This is a genomic window from Aquirufa echingensis, assembly GCF_042714525.1.
In the GTDB taxonomy this organism is placed as follows: domain Bacteria; phylum Bacteroidota; class Bacteroidia; order Cytophagales; family Spirosomataceae; genus Aquirufa; species Aquirufa echingensis.
This window is the reverse complement of sequence record NZ_JBBKYA010000001.1, coordinates 559,723-578,251: the sequence shown is the minus strand read 5'-3', so window position 1 is coordinate 578,251 and position 18,529 is coordinate 559,723. Positions and strand designations below refer to the sequence as shown.

General features: G+C 40.7%; 22 protein-coding genes. 13 read left to right on the top strand and 9 right to left on the bottom strand.

The features are described 5' to 3' along the window. Nucleotide 1: 1 nt before the first annotated feature. The 6 genes from SKC38_RS02570 to atpD all read right to left on the bottom strand — a co-directional run bounded on the left by SKC38_RS02570 (nucleotide 2) and on the right by atpD (nucleotide 5,641). Nucleotides 2–904, bottom strand: coding sequence for an OmpA/MotB family protein (locus SKC38_RS02570; RefSeq protein WP_377974812.1), 903 nt, complete (start codon nucleotides 902–904; stop codon nucleotides 2–4). 88 nt (nucleotides 905–992) lie between these two features. Further along, the gene (locus tag SKC38_RS02565; RefSeq protein ID WP_377974810.1) at nucleotides 993–2,783 is read right to left on the bottom strand and encodes an acyl-CoA dehydrogenase family protein; all 1,791 of its coding nucleotides are present in this window, start codon (nucleotides 2,781–2,783) and stop codon (nucleotides 993–995) included. A 2-nt stretch (nucleotides 2,784–2,785) separates the two neighbouring features. Continuing rightward, nucleotides 2,786–3,250, bottom strand: a complete 465-nt coding sequence (locus SKC38_RS02560; protein WP_377974808.1) for a MarR family winged helix-turn-helix transcriptional regulator — start codon at nucleotides 3,248–3,250, stop codon at nucleotides 2,786–2,788. A gap of 93 nt (nucleotides 3,251–3,343) precedes the next feature. Next, the gene (locus tag SKC38_RS02555; RefSeq protein ID WP_377974806.1) at nucleotides 3,344–3,880 is read right to left on the bottom strand and encodes a hypothetical protein; all 537 of its coding nucleotides are present in this window, start codon (nucleotides 3,878–3,880) and stop codon (nucleotides 3,344–3,346) included. Between the two features lie 4 nt (nucleotides 3,881–3,884). Next, nucleotides 3,885–4,115 (bottom strand): F0F1 ATP synthase subunit delta/epsilon, encoded by a 231-nt coding sequence (locus SKC38_RS02550; RefSeq protein ID WP_315575028.1) that lies wholly within the window; start codon nucleotides 4,113–4,115, stop codon nucleotides 3,885–3,887. Nucleotides 4,116–4,123: 8 nt separating this feature from the next. Continuing rightward, nucleotides 4,124–5,641: a F0F1 ATP synthase subunit beta gene (gene atpD, locus SKC38_RS02545; RefSeq protein ID WP_377974804.1), complete on the bottom strand. Its 1,518-nt coding sequence runs from the start codon at nucleotides 5,639–5,641 to the stop codon at nucleotides 4,124–4,126. A 141-nt stretch (nucleotides 5,642–5,782) separates the two neighbouring features. Between atpD and SKC38_RS02540 the strand changes: the two genes are divergently transcribed. Both SKC38_RS02540 and rpsJ read left to right on the top strand, forming a co-directional pair. Beyond that, nucleotides 5,783–7,969, top strand: a complete 2,187-nt coding sequence (locus SKC38_RS02540) for a tetratricopeptide repeat protein (RefSeq protein WP_377974803.1) — start codon at nucleotides 5,783–5,785, stop codon at nucleotides 7,967–7,969. A gap of 109 nt (nucleotides 7,970–8,078) precedes the next feature. Further along, nucleotides 8,079–8,384 (top strand): 30S ribosomal protein S10, encoded by a 306-nt coding sequence (rpsJ, locus tag SKC38_RS02535; RefSeq protein ID WP_315575090.1) that lies wholly within the window; start codon nucleotides 8,079–8,081, stop codon nucleotides 8,382–8,384. 55 nt (nucleotides 8,385–8,439) lie between these two features. Here the strand turns inward: rpsJ and SKC38_RS02530 are convergent, their stop codons facing one another. Then, nucleotides 8,440–9,180, bottom strand: a complete 741-nt coding sequence (locus tag SKC38_RS02530) for a glycosyltransferase family 2 protein (RefSeq protein WP_377974801.1) — start codon at nucleotides 9,178–9,180, stop codon at nucleotides 8,440–8,442. A 154-nt stretch (nucleotides 9,181–9,334) separates the two neighbouring features. On the opposite strand from SKC38_RS02530, the gene rpmH reads away from it, so the two are divergent. From rpmH to SKC38_RS02500, 6 genes are read left to right on the top strand one after another with little or no spacing between them, the layout of a single operon-like run. Then, nucleotides 9,335–9,490: a 50S ribosomal protein L34 gene (gene rpmH, locus SKC38_RS02525; RefSeq protein WP_127802947.1), complete on the top strand. Its 156-nt coding sequence runs from the start codon at nucleotides 9,335–9,337 to the stop codon at nucleotides 9,488–9,490. A gap of 58 nt (nucleotides 9,491–9,548) precedes the next feature. Then, nucleotides 9,549–9,944 carry a ribonuclease P protein component gene (locus SKC38_RS02520; protein WP_377974799.1) on the top strand — a complete coding sequence of 132 codons (396 nt, stop codon included), beginning with the start codon at nucleotides 9,549–9,551 and terminating at the stop codon, nucleotides 9,942–9,944. Then, nucleotides 9,935–11,605 carry a S41 family peptidase gene (locus SKC38_RS02515; protein WP_377974797.1) on the top strand — a complete coding sequence of 557 codons (1,671 nt, stop codon included), beginning with the start codon at nucleotides 9,935–9,937 and terminating at the stop codon, nucleotides 11,603–11,605. Before SKC38_RS02520 ends, SKC38_RS02515 begins: the two co-directional genes overlap by 10 nt. Beyond that, the gene (tsaB, locus tag SKC38_RS02510; RefSeq protein WP_377974795.1) at nucleotides 11,602–12,285 is read left to right on the top strand and encodes a tRNA (adenosine(37)-N6)-threonylcarbamoyltransferase complex dimerization subunit type 1 TsaB; all 684 of its coding nucleotides are present in this window, start codon (nucleotides 11,602–11,604) and stop codon (nucleotides 12,283–12,285) included. Before SKC38_RS02515 ends, tsaB begins: the two co-directional genes overlap by 4 nt. Before the next feature lie 2 nt (nucleotides 12,286–12,287). Next, nucleotides 12,288–12,794: a DUF2480 family protein gene (locus SKC38_RS02505; protein WP_377974793.1), complete on the top strand. Its 507-nt coding sequence runs from the start codon at nucleotides 12,288–12,290 to the stop codon at nucleotides 12,792–12,794. 39 nt (nucleotides 12,795–12,833) lie between these two features. Beyond that, nucleotides 12,834–13,718, top strand: a complete 885-nt coding sequence (locus SKC38_RS02500; RefSeq protein ID WP_377974792.1) for a fructosamine kinase family protein — start codon at nucleotides 12,834–12,836, stop codon at nucleotides 13,716–13,718. On the opposite strand, the gene SKC38_RS02495 is transcribed toward SKC38_RS02500, so the two are convergent. Then, complete coding sequence (locus SKC38_RS02495; RefSeq protein ID WP_377974790.1) at nucleotides 13,715–14,953, bottom strand: 4-hydroxy-3-methylbut-2-enyl diphosphate reductase; 1,239 nt, start codon at nucleotides 14,951–14,953, stop codon at nucleotides 13,715–13,717. The two genes, SKC38_RS02500 and SKC38_RS02495, sit on opposite strands and share 4 nt — an antisense overlap. A 276-nt stretch (nucleotides 14,954–15,229) precedes the next feature. On the opposite strand from SKC38_RS02495, the gene SKC38_RS02490 reads away from it, so the two are divergent. From SKC38_RS02490 to SKC38_RS02470, 5 genes are read left to right on the top strand one after another with little or no spacing between them, the layout of a single operon-like run. Beyond that, nucleotides 15,230–15,775 (top strand): hypothetical protein, encoded by a 546-nt coding sequence (locus SKC38_RS02490; RefSeq protein WP_377974788.1) that lies wholly within the window; start codon nucleotides 15,230–15,232, stop codon nucleotides 15,773–15,775. Then, nucleotides 15,775–16,134 (top strand): hypothetical protein, encoded by a 360-nt coding sequence (locus SKC38_RS02485; protein ID WP_377974787.1) that lies wholly within the window; start codon nucleotides 15,775–15,777, stop codon nucleotides 16,132–16,134. The genes SKC38_RS02490 and SKC38_RS02485 overlap by 1 nt, the downstream gene beginning before the upstream one ends. 6 nt (nucleotides 16,135–16,140) lie before the next feature. After that, the gene (locus SKC38_RS02480; RefSeq protein WP_377974872.1) at nucleotides 16,141–16,911 is read left to right on the top strand and encodes an exodeoxyribonuclease III; all 771 of its coding nucleotides are present in this window, start codon (nucleotides 16,141–16,143) and stop codon (nucleotides 16,909–16,911) included. Between the two features lies 1 nt (nucleotide 16,912). Then, entirely contained in the window at nucleotides 16,913–17,215 is a 303-nt protein-coding gene (locus SKC38_RS02475; RefSeq protein ID WP_377974785.1) for a (2Fe-2S) ferredoxin domain-containing protein, read from the top strand. Between the two features lie 10 nt (nucleotides 17,216–17,225). Then, complete coding sequence (locus SKC38_RS02470) at nucleotides 17,226–17,849, top strand: hypothetical protein (RefSeq protein ID WP_377974784.1); 624 nt, start codon at nucleotides 17,226–17,228, stop codon at nucleotides 17,847–17,849. Here SKC38_RS02470 and SKC38_RS02465 read toward each other — a convergent pair. Continuing rightward, nucleotides 17,838–18,527, bottom strand: coding sequence for a YjjG family noncanonical pyrimidine nucleotidase (locus SKC38_RS02465; RefSeq protein ID WP_377974782.1), 690 nt, complete (start codon nucleotides 18,525–18,527; stop codon nucleotides 17,838–17,840). The genes SKC38_RS02470 and SKC38_RS02465 overlap by 12 nt on opposite strands. Between the last annotated feature and the right edge of the window lie 2 nt (nucleotides 18,528–18,529).

The window sequence follows — 18,529 nt, the reverse complement described above, 5'->3', positions numbered from 1 at the left end:
ATTATTTAGCAGCCGGAGCAGCTAACAAATCAAAGAACTGATCCAATTTAGGTGTTACGATAATTTCCGTACGACGGTTTTGCTTACGACCTGCACGGCTATTATTACCTGATTGTGGTTCAAATTCCCCACGACCACCTGCAGTCATACGCTCTGGATCTACTCCAAATTTTGTTTGTAACAAACGAACAACCGAAGTAGCACGCATTGCACTTAAATCCCAGTTATCTTTGAATTCTGGCGTTGAAATCGGCACAGCATCTGTATGACCTTCAACCAAGATATCTAAACCTTTGTGATCATTAACCACTTTCGCAACTTTAGCTAACACAGCTTCAGCTTTCGTACTTACGCGTGCTGAACCAGATGCAAACATCAATTTGTCTGAAATTGAGATATAAACAACCCCTTTTTTCACCTCGATAGAAACATCATCATCATTTACATCAGCCAATGAACGCTTCAAGTTCATTACCAATGATAAATTAACTGAATCTTTCTTTTGAATCGACGAGTTCAAATCTTTGATGTATTTACCTTGCTCATTTAAAGCATCCAATGACTTACGAATACTTTCAGCACCCGATTTATTAATCACAGATAGGTCAGATAAACGATCTAACAAGTTAGTATTCGTTTTCTTCATGTAATCTAATTGCTCCTGCAAAGATTTCAATTGACCATTTTTAGCTTCTAAATCCGCATCACGCTTCTTTACTTCTCCTTGCAAGCTTGCAGTTAATGATTGACAATCAGCCAAATCAGACTTTGCACGTGCAACAGCTTGATCACTGCTTGCTTGTAATTCCGTTAAACGCGATTGCAATTCTGTCATCTTTTTCTTGCTCGCACAAGAGGTAAACAAAAATGGCAATATCGCCAGTACCCAAATTAATTTTTTCATAAACGTATAATTAAAGGAATATGGTAAATAAGTATTTTAACAAAAGTAAAAATCAAAAATAGATATTTTGTCCTGAATAACGAAAAATTTAAAAAATATACCCATTTTTTATAATCGCGGCTTGCGCTATTTGACGCCGCGCCTCAATTAAATTCTTCGCTTCAATTTTGGTAAATCGTTTTAAACCTAACAACAGGACATTCAATTCATCTCCTTTAGCAAAACCCATAATCACTTCTTTCCCAGCATTTGCAATCTTATCCATAGCTTCATGCAAATAAACCAAAGCGCATTCCCGCGCAATTTGATGCTTTTCTTCTCCATCCCGCTGAATCAATTTATCCACACGGCATAATGCAGATTCTGCAACATACACCTCAATCATCATATCAGAAATCCCCATCAGAATTTCTTGTTGGTGCTCAATTTCCGTCGTATACTTCTGAATAGCCGCACCCGCCGTCATTAAAATTGCCTTCTTCGCATTGGCAATGACTTTGTATTCTTTTCCAAACACACCTTCAGGCACATCGGTTGAGAAATCCGGCACTCCCAAAATTTCCTTCCCCACGGCCATCGCAGCAGGCATCAAATCAATCTCTCCTTTCATGGCACGTTTTAACACGGTGCCAACAGCCAGCAGACGATTGATTTCATTTGTCCCCTCAAAGATTCGATTAATACGAGAATCACGATATGACCGCTCCATCGGAGCCTCGGCTGAAAATCCCATCCCCCCATAAATCTGCACCCCTTCATCCGCAACATAATCCAAGACCTCTGACCCATGCACCTTTAAAATCGCACATTCAATTGCAAATTGTTCAACGCCCTTTAACTTCGACTCTGCATCAGCCATTCCCGATGCCTTCAAACTCGCAATGGATTCATCGATATTTTGACCGGCACGATAACATGCAGACTCCGATGCAAAGGTCCGAACAATCATATTGGCAAGCTTTGCCTGAATCGCCCCAAAATCATGAATTGACTTCCCAAATTGTTTACGTTCTTTCGAATAATTGGTCGCTAAATTAATAATCCCTTTAGCGCCTCCTATTACGGCTGCAGCCAATTTTATCCGACCAATATTTAGAATATTAACAGCAATCTTAAATCCTCCTTCGCGTTTAAATAATAAATTCTCAACGGGAACTTCACAGTCAGTAAAGAAAATTTGACGAGTCGAACTTCCCTTAATTCCCATTTTATGCTCTTCTTCATTCATCGAAATCCCCGGAAAGGACTTCTCTACAAGGAAAGCTGTCAAATTTTTATCATCGTCAATTTTGGCAAATACGATGAACAAATCAGCGAAGCCTCCATTCGTAATCCACATTTTCTGCCCATTTAAGACATAATGCGTACCTACTTCATTTAATTTAGCTTTTGTTTTCGCGGCATTCGCATCGGATCCCGAATCGGGTTCGGTCAAACAATATGCGGCCTTCCATTCGCCAGAAGCAAGTTTTGGCAAGTAGGCTTTCTTTTGCTCCTCCGTACCATAATAGACGATAGGCAACGTTCCGATTCCTGTATGAGCCGACAAAGCCACAGCAAAAGAATGTCCCCCACCACAAGCCTCCGCCACGAGCATTGAGGTATTAAAATCCATTCCGAACCCACCATATTCCTCCGGCACAGACGTCCCGAGTAATCCTAATTCGCCAGCCTTATCCAAAAGGCCAACCATCACAGAGGAATCCTTTGCGAAATCAATCTCATCCAAAATGGGATTTACTTCCGTTCGGATAAAATCCAAACAGGTTTGACTAATCATGCGTTGCTCCTCCGTAAAATCTTCAGGAATAAATATTTCCGAAGGCAACAATGGGCGAATCAAAAACTCACCACCTTTAAATGCATTTGAACTACTCATGGCTATTGCTTTAGTTTGTTTGAAACTGATTCAAATATGGTATCAGACTCCTCGTCTAATATTTTGTTAATCGACCCGATAACTTCAAAAAAATCTCGGAGTTTTTCCTCCCCAATACGCTGATAAATCAAGTCATTAAAAATCAACACCCCCTGCTTCGCCTGATCACGTTTCTGCTTCCCTAAGTCGGTCAGAAAAATCTTAACTACGCGTTTATCTGCAAAATTCGCTTCCCGACGAATCCATTTCTTATCCTCGAGCGTTTTCAACATACGAGTAAGACTCCTCGATTCTAAACCTAAAGCTGGCGCAATTTTGGTAGCTGAAGTGCCTTCTTTGTCGATGTGCAACAACACATAACCGATGGCCATCGTCATATCAAATTGTGCGGAATAGGTATTGTACATGCGACTAATCGCATACCAACTGGATTTAATCTGGAAGTCAACGGTTTTTTCTGCTTTCATAGGGCTTAAGGTATGCAGGCATACCTTTGTAAATTTGAAACAAAAAAAAATAGGATGCAAGCATCCTATTTTCAAATTTCTATAAAAGACTAATTATTTGATTCGATTACCGCGCATCCGCTTGCTACTTACTTTTAAGCCTGAGAAGGATGACTTCATAATCAATAAACGTACTTTCTTTTTGTTGTAAAGCAAATATTTATTGCCATCATACATTAAACGAGAGAAAGTAGGACTTCCTGACTCGTCAACCAATTGGTAATAATATTCGCCGCGCTCACCCAAAACAGGGGCAAAGTGTAAACTTTTTTCTTCGCCAGCTCCTGCCTCAAAGGAAATTAACAACTGATCTTTGGTCTCTTTCACCAAAACACCTGGCGTTTCTTGCTCCAAGCTAACACGGTTAATCGACTTACCATTAACAATCGTAATCTTCCCGGATTTCACGTTGGCATCCGAAGCATTCAATTCTCTTTCTAAAAACAACGCATTGTCATTGTAAAACTGAATCTTATCCAAGGGCAATTGGTTTTCTTTAATCAACGTCATTAAAGAACCGGTCAATTGCGTCTTTTCTGAGCAGGAGCTCAACAAAATTACGCTTAGCAATAAAAAAACGAGCTTTTTCATAGAATTAGTTGACGCCTTCTGCAAGAATTAACACCTTATTGTTTAACACTTCTACGACTCCTCCTTCAATTTGAAAGACCTCTTTATCAGCAGATAATGTTCCCTTTTCCAAGGTACTAACCAATGCCGCGTGATCATTCAAAATCTGAAAAGAACCATCCACGCCAGGTAAAGTCACCACAGAGGCTTCTCCAGAGAAAACTTTACGATCGGGTGTAATAATTTCTACAAACATAGTATTTCTTATTTAGCAGCTTCTGCTAGTAATTTCTCTCCTTTAACGACTGCATCTTCGATGGTTCCAACTAAGTTGAAAGCCGCCTCAGGCAAGTGGTCATATTCACCATCAATGATTGCGTTGAATCCTTTGATCGTATCGTTGATATCTACTAGAACGCCTTTTAAGCCTGTAAATTGTTCAGCCACAAAGAATGGTTGAGATAAGAAACGTTGAACACGACGTGCGCGTGATACAACTAATTTATCTTCTTCTGATAATTCATCCAAACCTAAGATGGCAATGATATCTTGCAATTCTTTGTAACGTTGCAAAATCTCTTTCACACGCTGAGCAGTATCATAGTGAGAATCACCTAATACTTCTGCCGACAAGATACGAGATGATGAATCCAATGGATCCACCGCTGGGTAGATACCTAACTCAGCAATCTTACGAGACAATACCGTTGTTGCATCTAAGTGGGCAAACGTTGTTGCCGGCGCTGGATCCGTTAAGTCATCGGCAGGTACGTAAACCGCTTGTACCGATGTAATTGAACCACGCTTCGTTGATGTAATACGCTCTTGCATCGCTCCCATCTCCGTTGCCAAAGTTGGTTGGTAACCTACCGCTGATGGCATACGACCTAAAAGGGCAGATACCTCAGAACCCGCTTGTGTAAAACGGAAGATGTTATCGATAAAGAACAAGATATCACGTCCTTGACCTTCGCCATCGCCATCACGGAAGTGTTCCGCAACTGTCAAACCTGACAAAGCAACACGAGCACGTGCTCCAGGAGGCTCGTTCATTTGACCGAACACCAAGGTAGCTTGAGACTTCGCTAATTCCGTTTGATCTACTTTTGAAAGATCCCACTCACCAGCTTCCATCGCATGCTTAAATTCTTCACCATATTTAATTACGCCAGACTCAATCATCTCACGCAACAAGTCATTTCCTTCACGCGTACGCTCACCAACACCTGCAAAAACAGATAAACCTTCGTAAGCTTTCGCGATATTATTAATCAACTCCATGATCAATACGGTTTTACCTACACCGGCACCACCGAATAAACCAATTTTACCCCCTTTTACGTAAGGAGCTAACAAGTCAATTACTTTAATTCCTGTAAATAAAACTTCTGTCGTTGTTGCTAACTCATCAAACTTCGGTGCTGCACGGTGAATCGGCAAACCTTTATCTGATTTAGGTTGTGAAATACCATCAATAGCATCCCCAACTACGTTAAACAAACGACCTTTGATACCTTCACCTGTTGGCATGGTCATCGGAGTTCCTTTGTCAATCACCTCTTGACCTCGTTGAAGACCTTCTGTTCCCTCCATCGCAATCGTTCTTACACGATCCTCTCCTAAATGTTGTTGAACTTCTAAAACAAGTTCCTGACCATTTGATTTGGTAACAGAAAGAGCGTTTAAAATCGCTGGTAAATGAGATCCTTCTCCTTCGAAGCTCACATCGACTACGGGCCCAATTACTTGAGCAACTCTCCCTTTATTAACTGCGTTTGCCATTTGAAAATTAAATTTATAAAAATGAGATATCCATTCGGACTGCAAAATTAGTTCGGAATTTCCAATAAACAAAAACGCAGATTGTATTTTTCTCCTTTTTTTTAACAAAATCAGCCCAAATCTTTGAATGAATTAAAGTTTATGCAGAAATTGGCTTTTCAAAAAAATGACGACTTGATGCCCAAAACGCCTTTTGCCTTTCCTGCTTTCATTGGCCTAATATGCCTGACAAGTATCGCATTGTGGTTGTTTTTCCCTTATTCTCCCATTAGCCTACACACTATAAGTGAAATTATTCCAGATAGAGCAGTGATTGATAGCAACGGAAGCACAAAATTGGAAGGACTTATTTATTTCGTCCGACAATCTTTTTTGACGGGTGCTGAAGACCAAAGTCTTTGGCCTATCTATCTCTACACCGGAACATCCATCATCGCCATCTTCATTCTTCTAATCGGTTTCAAAAAATGGGTGCAGATTCCCAGAAACTATTTCATCGGCGGCTTCCTAATTTGGTTAACGTTCATATATGTAACAAACAGACATCAATCGGCAACTGAAATCAGCCTGATTATCCTCGACCAAATCCATGGTTTGGGCATTATCAGTCTTATCGCGTGTACCGTGTTTATCTCCGCAGCTATCCCCCGACTACTTTTTCAATTAGGTTTCAGCACCTCATTCGAACAAGGAAAAAGAAACTGGCTCATACTATTTGGCCTCTTCATACTCAATTTATTACTGACGTATGGAAATGAAATCCTGGCTTGGGACCTGCATTTTGCCATTCCAGGCTTGCTATTCAGCCATATTGCCTGGTTTGCCTATGCATTCCAAACGGGCCAAATGAATTCCCAACTCCGCTGGGGAATTAGCCTACTAAGTCTCATGACACTTTTGTTTTTTTTCTCAATGGGAAACGATCCAGGCATCCAGGCATTTATACACTGGTACCTTATTTGCCAAAGTGTGATGTTTGCATTGTTTCCGCTTTTCATAATCAGCAATTTTAGAACCCCGATTCAGCAAAACTTGCCAGTATACAAAATCATCCACAAAGCTCCGCATGTGGATTTACGCTTAATGTATCTTGGCGTTTTCATCTTAGGTTCTGCTTGGGTGTATGCCAAAAATGCGAGTGTGATTCACCAGTTTCAAGCGGCATTCTACAATGAACGTGGAGACTTAGCCAAGTTTACGGGAAACCGAAAATCGGCGGAATTTGCCTACCAACAAGCCATGCTGCACAGCAAATTAAACGCAAAAAGCAATTTGAGTTTGGCAGCTTTGGCATTACAAGTGAATGATCATGAATCTGCGGCATACTATTTAGCAACGAGTTTACAAAAGCATGCCAGCGAAAGAGCCTACCTATCACTCGCTAACATCTATCAGCAAAATGAACACGCTTTCGAGGCTTTGTTTATGTTGCAGAAGGCCCAACAGCAATTTCCCGAATCACTGGAAATCTTGACCTCGCTTGCCAAACAATTCGAAACTTTAAAGAGTCTTGATTCAGCAACTTATTATTACCAAAAAGCATATCAAGTACACCCCGACAACCCCATCAGCCAAGGGAACATACTTTTCAGCACGAAAACGGTGATTGAAAACAGCAAGGATTCAGACCCAGCCGTTGCAGCGAACAATTTAGCTATCGCGTTAAAATCAGGAAAATCCATTCAAACAGCTTCGCCAGACACCGCCCAAAATCCAGGCATAGAACTTCGCAAATGGGCCAATGTCTACAATTACCTGATGTACGCAAAAAAACAGGCCCCCATATATCCTTTGAGCCAATGGGCTAAAAATCCCTTAGCAGAAGCTGCCTTTCCGGAGCAAAGTATTTTGTTGGCCTGGCAAGACTACCACCAGGGCAGACCGCTGCTGGCATTACAAAAAATCGACTTATTAATCAAAAAAGATACGGCCTCAGGTGCAACTGGGCTGCATAATATGTTAAATTTTTGGAAAACGAGTTTATTAAAACCTCAAGCGTTTCAAACAATCAGAACGCTTCATGAGGCGCAAAAAGCCTTAAGGGAGATGCCTTTTCAGGTGGATGTACTCCAACAAGCCTTGCCCATATTAAACAAAAACAACCAGGAAAAAGTGGGATATGATGCCGCTTTGGCAGCACTTCAATGGAATGAAGGCGTACCGGTTTATTACTTGATTTTTGCCATGCAAGCCTATCAAATAGGCGAAATTACGTATGGAAATGAAGCAGTTCAGGAGTTGAAGAAACTAAACCCGACGATTTATCTGGCTAATCAAGCAATCCTAGCAAAAGCCTTGCAAGAAGCCATTCGCCGACAAAATTTCTAGTGAGCACTTGTGTATCAGATAATTATCGCGTAGTTTTGCAAACCAAAATTACATACATGGCGGAGTCAATGGTTCTTTCGACATGTATTCACCTAATGAACCAAACAAGATGAATCAAAAAATTCGCATCAAGTTGAAGTCGTTCGACCATACATTGGTTGACAAATCAGCTGAAAAAATCGTTAAAGCGGTTAAAGCTACAGGAGCGGTTGTATCTGGTCCAATTCCATTGCCAACTAAAGTTGAGAAATTCACAGTTTTGCGTTCACCACACGTGAACAAGAAAGCACGTGAGCAATTCCAATTATGTACGTACAAGCGTCTAATTGACATTTTCTCTTCTTCTGCAAAAACTGTAGATGCTTTGATGAAATTAGAATTACCATCAGGTGTTGATGTTGAAATCAAAGTTTAACCTTCGGTTTCAAACACAAAAAGAAAACCTCTCCGAGCAATCGAAGAGGTTTTTTTTATGATAATAGTTGGAAAATCTTTCGCAAAGGTTTCAAGGTAACGGTAAAGAAATAAGGCTTTAAGCCATTCTCTCGCCATGCTTTGCGATCCTCTCGGTTCGCGACCCAGCGATGTCTCCAAGAAGCTGTACTCGTCCCTCCGGTGCGCATCGTCATTAATAATTTGGGCAGATAAGCTACCGAAATCGAATGTTTGTATAAAACCCGTAACATGAATTCATAATCCCCTGCACAGGTATAATGTGTCTTGAAATGACCAAACTCCTCGTAAACCTTTCGCTTCACATAAAAAGTAGGATGCGGTGGCATCCATCCCAACAACCAACTTGAGCGCTTATAGGCACCGGCCTTCCACTGTCGGACGACTTTTAGGCTAACAGGATCAATGAATTGCAAATCTCCATAGACGGCATCCACTTGGTTTTGTTCAAACGACTGAACAACCTGACTAATTACATCGTTACTCGGATAAAAATCATCTGCTCCAATTACGCCCACGACTTCGCCGGAAACGCGAGACAAGCCTTTATTGAATGCATCGTAAATTCCCTTATCTGATTCAGAAATAAAATTGATCTGTGAACCAAAGGACTCCAATAGCTCCTTTGTTCCATCCTTAGATCCACCATCAATCACCCAGTATTCGACATTGGGATAATCTTGCGCAAGAACACTCTCAATCGTTTGCTTGAGGGTGGCCGCTGCATTGTAACATACCGTTATGATGGATACTTTCAATTGATGCGATTAAAAACCAAAGATATAAAAATCCCTCTCAATGCTTAATTCGAACATTATAATATTTTTTTATGCGAAGACTTGACAAAAATATATTTTTCCGTACCTTTGCAAACCCAATTCGATTCTAAATCGGATTTTAATTAATAAAGCAATGAAAAGAACATTCCAACCCTCAGTACGTAAAAGAAAGAACAAGCACGGATTCCGTGAGCGTATGTCTACTGCAAACGGTCGTCGTGTGTTAACAGCACGTCGCGCGAAAGGTCGCCATAAGTTGTCTGTTTCTGACGAAAAAAGAGGTAAATAAGCCATAATTTAGTTCAAGCTGATTGAGGCCATTTACTTATCCTATAAGTAATTATGCCATGAATTTCAGTTTCCCTAAATCCGAACGATTAACTCAAATCAAGGTAATCGATTCGTTATTCCAAAAGGATAGCACAAACGTTTCACAACGTTTTGTCTATCCTTTTCGAGTTTTGTATAAGACCAATTCAGCTGCAAATCTGCAAGCTCCCCAAATAATCATTTCAGTTCCCAAGCGCAAATTCAAAAAAGCGGTAGACCGAAATCTATTGAAAAGACGGATTCGGGAGGCTTACCGACTGAACAAACCCCATTTTATCGGACCTGAATTCCAGAAATTACCAGATTACTTGGGTTTTGTCTATATTGGTTCTGTCATTGAACCCTATGCGAAAATCGAAAAAAGAGTCATTGGCATTTTAAAAGAACTCAGCACGCCTCAGCCATGCGAATAAATCCCCGTTCATTTAAGCATTCTTTCCTAGGATTAATCCTCATTTCAGGCTTATTCCTTGCCTTCACAAATCCGGGTGATCGTTTTTTTGAAATTGCTAAAAACCTAGACATCTACGCAACCGTCTTCAAAGAGCTAAATACCTATTATGTGGACGAAGTTGACCCAAAAAAGTCAATCGAAACGTCCATTGAAGCATTGCTCAAGAGCTTTGACCCCTATACCGTCTACTATCCGGAGAGTGAGATTGATGAATTTCTTCAGATGACAACTGGAAAATACCAGGGAATTGGCATCATCTTATCTGACATCAATCAAAGTCATCGAATCAGTTTCATTGAAGAAAACAGTCCTGCACACAAAGCGGGTTTGGGGATAGGCGATCAAATTATTAGCATTAATGGAACGAAATTAGGTGAAACACCAGAAACTGACCCATCCGTACTGATGAAAGGAAGTGCCGGTTCTTTTGTCAATATTGATGTCATGCAAGTTGGGAAAACAGCCCCACAAACCTTCTCGATTAAACGCGAAACAGTTCAGATTAAAAACGTGGTTAACGCATCCATCATTCGGCCAGGCGTGGGTTATATATTACTTGAAGATTTCAATGCCTCCGCGGCGAAGGAAGTCAAAACAGCCTTGCTTGAGTTAAAGAAACAAGGCATGCAAAAATTGATTTTGGACTTACGAAACAATCCCGGCGGTCTGCTAACACAAGCCATTGATATTTGCAATTTGTTCATTCCCAAAGGAGCAAAAATCGTAGAAACACGTGGAAAAGTCGAAGAATGGAACAAAAGTTACCAGGCGCTCAATCAGGCGGTGGACACGGAAACACCCATAATTGTTTTGATCAATAACCGAAGTGCCTCAGCGGCGGAAATTGTAGCAGGCGTTTTGCAGGACTATGATCGGGCAGTGATTATGGGACAAAAGAGTTTTGGGAAAGGTCTCGTACAAGTAACGCGCGACTTACCGTATCGAACCAAAATGAAAATTACCACAGCCAAATATTATATCCCAAGTGGCCGATGTATTCAAGCCTTAGACTACAAACATAAAAATGCGGACGGATCTGCTAAGGCTTTTCAAGATTCTAGTGCTAAAATTTTCTACACACAAAATGGCCGTAAGGTGGTCGATGGTGGCGGAATTGTCCCTGACCAATTGACCGACAAAAAACCCTTATCTGGCTTTTCTCAGGCCTTATTAACGAAAGATATGCTCTTTTTGTTTGCCAGCGATTATCGTGGATCGCGAATCAATATTGCTCCGGCGGAAAACTTTGCGGTGGATGCAGATATTATGGCAAAATTTACTACTTGGTTAGGCAAATCGAATTTTAATTACGAGGCACCTGTGGAAACCCAAGTAAAAAAAATATTGGAATCAACACGCGAACAAGCAGAATACGCTGAACTTAGTGAGCTACTTCAAAAACAAGCGGCACAATGGAAAACAAATTTGGAACGTGAACTAAAGCTTCATGCCCAGGAAATCACACCCTTGCTTGAACAGGAAATGATCATGCATTATTACTTGCAAAAAGGATTAAATACTTGGTCAACACGAAAAGATCCGAGCATTTTGGCAGCCGTAGATTTGTTAGGCAAACCGGCTAAATTTGCAAGTATATTAAGTCGTAAAGAGAAACCATGAGTTTGATTTTAAGCATAGAAACCTCCACACCTTTGTGTTCCGTTGCTCTTCATCGGGTAGGGGAATTAATTGCCACGCGGGAAACACAAGAAGAAGGTGGGCATGGGAAAAAACTAACTCGTTTGATTGAATCGGTTTGTGCTGATGCTGGAATTTCGATGAACCAACTAGATGCCATTGCGGTATCCAATGGCCCAGGATCTTACACAGGATTACGGATAGGTTTAGCAACAGCAAAAGGGCTATGCTTTGGATTAGATATTCCCTTAATTACGATGAACACCTTGCAAATTATGGCGAATGCTTGGACAGGATTGCCTGAAAATACCTTGTTATTACCTATGTTGGACGCCCGCCGCATGGAAGTTTATGCAGCCGTTTTTGATGGCCAAAGCAAAGAGCCTATGACAGAAACGTGTCCTATTATTTTGGAATCCAACTCGTTTGAATCGCTGAGTCAACCCACGATTGCATTTGGAAATGGTGCATTAAAATGGAAAGAGGCTTGCGAAAATTCGCAAATTTCCTTTTCAGAAGACCACCCCTATCCACATGCAGAATTTATGGGAGCAAATGCTGCGAGTGCTTTTACAAACCAAAAATTTGCATCGCTCGTGTTAACTGAGCCCGCCTATTTAAAAGAATTCATGGGTACAAAACCCAAAATCAAAGCATTGTAAACATGGAAGAGATCATTAACAAAGTCAAGCAAAGTGGACTCATCCAAATTGACTTGGAAGATTTACGTCCGAAAGGTGAACGCGTATTTATTGACATTGCACCGCAGCTGTTTATGGGTTTAGCGCTTCGTGAAAAAGATTTTCGCACGTTTATTCAAACACATGATTGGTCACAATATCAAGGTAAACATGTGGCAATTGCCTGTACGGCAGATGCGATCATTCCCACTTGGGCCTACATGCTCATTAGCTCGCAATTAAGTGGGAAGGCTTCGACCATTGTTTATGGAAGTTTAGCAGATTTAGAAAAACATTTATTCGAACAAGTGATTCAAGATATGGATTTAGTTCCTTATGACGATGCGAAGATTGTTATCAAAGGTTGCTCCAAAGAGTCTGTTCCTTTGGATGCTTATGTTAGCCTAACAAATCGCTTGCGTCCACTGGCAAGAAGCCTCTTTTTTGGGGAACCTTGCAGCACGGTACCCATTTATAAAAAAGCAAAATAGTCCTTCGCATTTCGTAAATTTGCGCTTTCCCCGAACCGTATGTCCCAACAATCTCAAGAACAGTATCAATTCATTTCTGCGATATTAACGCAGCATATTGGTGCCGGAACAAACATAGATGACCTTCAGTTTTTTTATGGAGGAAACTTCAATCTTGCGGTCCGCGTAAAAACAGGATCAGCTGAATATTTCATCAAGTGGACGCAAGGTGAACACAAAGGCCTCTTTGAGACAGAAGCCAAAAATCTTCAACTGATTCAAAAAACAGGTGCGATCGACGTGCCTAGCGTACTCGGTGTGGGAACCTTAGACGAGAAGGAATATTTGATGATGGACTGCATTCAATCCGCTGAAAAATCGGCTGATTACTGGTCGGATTTCGGTGGCAAACTAGCCCATTTACATCAACAACAGGCCAGCAAAGGTCATGGACTTGATTATGATAATTTTTTAGGTGCAGCGAAACAAGAGAACGCCTGGCAAGCCGATGGTGTGCAATTTTTCATTCAAAATCGCTTGAAAAAACAAGTGGACACGGCCATTTATCACCGAAAAATTTCGGCTGAAATGGAAGAAAAATTCAATGCGTTGTACGAGAAATTACCTCAATTGATTCCAAATGAATCATCCGCATTATTGCACGGTGATTTATGGTCGGGAAACGCAATGGTAAATGCGCAAGGAGAAATAACGTTGGTAGACCCTTGTTGTTATTATGGACTTCGGGAGGCTGAATTGGCTTTCACAACGATGTTTGGTGGATTTCCAAAGGAGTTTTACGAAGCTTATCATCGCACTTTCCCGATTGAAAAAGATTTTCACCAGCGTATACCGCTATACAATCTGTACCCCTTGATGGTGCACGTGAATTTGTTTGGCGAAGGTTATTTACCTGCTGTTAGCAAAATCTTAACTAGTTACTAAACTGTTTCAGCTAACCAAGCTTGAATTACCTCATCGGTATCTGATGCACCTGGGAAAAAAGAAACCAGTTTGCGTAAAATTTCTTCCATCACCGCATCAGGACAAGAGGCTCCACAAGTCAAAAGAATTTTAACAGGTCTTTGAGCAGGAATGAAGTCAAGGCTTTGAATTTCTTCTTTTCGACGATTATTATAGTGCCAAATCTCCGTTGGGCCAATTAATTTGTCCGCAGATTTAATAAAATAGGTTGGCAATTTCTCAGCACAAAGATCCACTAAATGGGCCGTGTTAGATGAATTATACCCTCCTGCCACGATGGCAAAATCAGCGTCCGCCTTCAATAATCCATAAGTGGCGCTTTGATTATCATTCGTTGCATAACACAGCGTATCACGCGTATCTGCGAAATGTTCTGTTACTTGATCGGGACCTAACTGATAAAAAGTGACAATTTCCTCCCGTAGATAATCCGTAATTTCTTGTGTATCCGTCGCTAACATTGTCGTTTGATTCACAACACCGATTCGCTCCAAATCCGTTTCCGGATTAAATCCTTTGGAAAATTGGCCTTCAAATTCATCAAAAAAATCCTCCGCAGATTTCTCTTTGCGAATGTAATATGCCAACTGTTGCGCTTGTTGGAGATCTTTTATCACCAAAGTAGGTGTCACCGACTGAGAATGTGAAAAAGTTGCCTTTGTCTCCTCGTGACTCGGTTTCCCGTGAACAATGACAGAATAAGATTTTTGGCCTATAGCACTTGCGCGATTCCAAACCTTTTCCACAAATGGGCAGGTCGTATCATAGGCATAGGTATCAATCCCGATCGAAGCCAATTTGGCTTGAATTTCCAGGGTGGTTCCAAATGCAGGAACAATAACGATGTCGCTAGCTTTCAGCGCATCCCAAGGGATAATTTGACCACCTTTAGTATCCTGAATAAACGAAACGCCACGGTCCAATAAATCAGCATTAACCGCCGGATTGTGGATCATTTCAGAAAGCAAATAGATTTTCTTCCCAGGATTCTCATCAATAATTTTATAGGCTGTTTCCACTGCGTTCTCTACTCCATAGCAAAAGCCAAAATGCCTAGACAAATAGATTTCAACGGGTCCAAAGTTGAAATGCGATGGACGATAATCCTTCTTTAATTTATCGTTTACGCGTCTTTTTTCTTTGATGGATCCAATCAAAGAACTACTAAATAAACTTGGAATAGAGAAAGACTTCATCTTGTGATTTAAAACAATAAAAATCGAACACTTAACCCAGATTAGGCGTAAGTGTTTTCAAATTTACAAAACTCCGTTTGGAAAAATGCATGTCCTATATATTTACCTTTAAATAATTGATTTGACTAGAAGTTGTGTAGGAATGGATTGTTTGTGTTAATTTTACATTTGAATTTTCAACGAAATCAACAACCCAATACGAAAAAAATGAACAAGTCTACAACTGACAGGTTTCGGTTTTGGCGCTATGTTTTATCAAATCCTCTCAGCAGAGGAATGATTTCGTTGTTCCGTAATCCTATCAGCATATTGTACATAGGACTCTTTGTTTTTGTCGTTTTAATAAATGTAGAGCACTCATTTAGCGAATCTATTCAGCAATCTGGCTATTTCTCCGGTTCTATCGAGTTTGACAAGCAACCCGCATTTCAAATCAATACACAAAAAATAACGGCCAATATTACCAAAGAAAATGAATTAGCTACGCTGGAAATTACAGCAACGAGTACAAATGACTCGGCGACTGTTTACACGAAGATTACGAATTTCAAAGGGGTAGGCACCTATTTTATTCCAGGTGATCAAGAATCAACGAACATCGGAAATTTAATTAAAAATCTACGGGATTTTCAAAATAAGAATAACTTTTATGAGGCCACGCAACCCAATGCAAATGGCATTTCTAATGGTGTTGGCCGAGTAAATATAACCTCATATACATCGGATGTGATTATGGGGGATTTAGTAATTATCGGCAATAATCCAGCAGGTCAGCAGGCCATATTGGGTGCGGCAAAATTCAAAGTAAACCTACATCCTTAATGGATATGATCGAATTCGAACCGGGCTTGGTTCAAGCCGCCTGGGAAAATGTTCTAGATTTTTTCGAAAAACAATTCAACAAACGCCCGAGTGATTTAGAGTCGATACTCTTCTTAATAGGTGTTCAAGAATTGGGGATTGGTCATCGCGTTTTTACCAAAGAAGAAAAACAAGACTTGATGCACATTGCCACGTGTAAAGTGTTAAGCTTTAGTGGCTTTTATGAACTGGAAGGACTCGATGAGGCGGGATGGCCACATTGGAATTTAGTAACGCCCGTTCCTTCGCTTAACTTGAAAGAACAAGACATTCTCTTAAAAGCACATATCATCCATTATTTCGAAACAGAAGTATTTTAAGTCATGATCAAAATCATCAGTTATAATGTCAACGGAATTCGCGCTGCTATTCAAAAAGGTTTTACACAGTGGCTCGCCGAACAGCAAGCTGATATTATTTGCATTCAAGAATTAAAAGCGGATTTCGAACAAGTGGATACGAATGAAATAGAGCAATTGGGGTATACGGTCCACTGGCACTCCGCACAGAAAAAAGGCTATTCTGGCGTTGCCATTTTCAGCAAATTAAAACCTGAGCATATTGAAATCGGCTGTGGCATCGAAAAATATGACTTTGAAGGGCGTGTGATTCGTTTGGATTTTGACAACTTCTCAGTCATTAGTGTGTACATGCCCTCGGGGTCGAGTGGCGATGAACGACAAGCATTCAAAATGGAGTGGTTAAGTGATTTCCATGCGTATATTCAGGCATTGCGTCAAGAAATACCCCATTTAATTATTTCCGGTGATTACAACATTTGCCATCGAGCAATCGATATTCATAATCCAAAAGGCAATGCGAACAGCTCGGGTTTCTTGCCAGAGGAGCGCGAATGGATGGAGTCTTTTGTACAAAGTGGGTTCGTTGATACGTTCCGACATATTAATCCCGATCAAGCGCATGCCTATTCTTGGTGGAGTTATCGTGCCGGTGCTCGTGGGAAAAACCTCGGTTGGCGTATCGATTACCACATGGCGAGCGAAGCGTTAAAACCTCGCGTTGCAAATGCTTATATTTTACCTGATGCGATGCATTCAGACCATTGTCCTATCGTTCTTGAACTAAATCCTGCTTAATATGCATTTCGAAAAACACGTATTCATTTGTACAAACGACAAAGATGCTCCTAAAAAATGTTGCGGTTCAGGCCATGGCATGGAATTAGTCGAGGCCTTTAAAGCAGCCTACGCAGAAGCAGGAAGCCCTGAAAAAATTCGTATCCAACGTGCGGGTTGTTTGGATTTTTGCGGCAAAGGGCCAGCCATGGTCGTTTACCCAGAAGGGGTCTTTTATGGTAATGTCCAACTGGATGATGTCAAAGAAATAACTCAAAAACATTTAATCGAAGGCGAAGTTGTAAGCCGACTACAAATCGGATAATTCCAAACGCATGCAATACCGTTTATACCCTACCCTGCTTAATTCATTTTCCTTATTCCTGCAACAATCACGCGATTCAGCAGGCAAAATTATTGTGGATGAAATTGAGATGATCGAACGGATTAATCGGGTTAAAAAGCCGACGACCACTGCCCAACAAAAAGGGATGGATTTTGAGCGTGCGGTAATTTTGGGAGAAGATGAAGAATTGTTTGCGGAAGGCATCATTGACCAAGCTCGTCAATTGATTCCGGAAAAATATAAGACGCAATACTATGTAGAATCACGCTACAAAAATGCGTTGATTTATGGCTATGTAGATGGCGTGGGTGAACATGTAGCCTTTGATTTAAAGAGTACTTCGTTTTATGAGCCGGGTCGATTCGCTAAAAATCACCAGAACCTATACTTATTGGGTTTACAAAAACTGGGTATTGAGCAATTAGACTATGTTATTACCGATTTCAAAGTGGTTTACAAGGAAACGTATTATTTAAATCAATACGATTTCAGTCCATTATATACCCAAATCGAACAATTTCAAGCATTCTTGGAGGAAAATAAGAAATTCATTCGTGACAAAAAGATTTTTGATCGCAAATCGAATGACAACCAATTATCCTTATTCGAATAAAAGGAGTAATTCTGCCAATTGGCTGATTTGATTTTTTGTTCGAACATCTTCCGCGCGAAAATTTAAATGAATGGCTGATATCCCTAACGCTTCCGCAGCCTGTATGTCGATGATGGGATGATCTCCGACCATCACAACTTCAGCAGGCAAGCAATTCGCCTCCTTCAGAGCAAATTCAAAAAATTCCGCAGCCGGTTTTTTACAACCAGCTAGCTCTGACGTGATGACTCGCTCAAAAAAATGCGACATTCCTACTCCAGCAATTTTCACATGTTGGATATCATCAAAGCCATTCGTTAAGACGTAAAGCGGGTATTTTGCAGCCAGTTTTTCAATGACCTGGTAGGCATCTGGAATCAGATGCTTTTTCCGAGGAGTTCGTTCGAGGTAAATATTTGAAAATAAATTGGCGTCTCCTCGAATGCCTAAAGCCTCAAAAAAAAGCTCGAATCGAGTTTCACGCAAGGTTTTTTGATCGATACGTCCATGCTGGTAGTCATCCCACAAAGCATCATTTATTCGGGTGAATTCCTGCCAAACTACCTTTGGACTATGTGGGATGGATTCCAAAAGCGCTAATTCGGCTAATAATTCCTGGATAACTTCTGAGGCATTTCGGTCATGGTCCCAAAGGGTATGATCCCAATCAAAAAAAATCGCTTTTGGACTAAATTTCATCG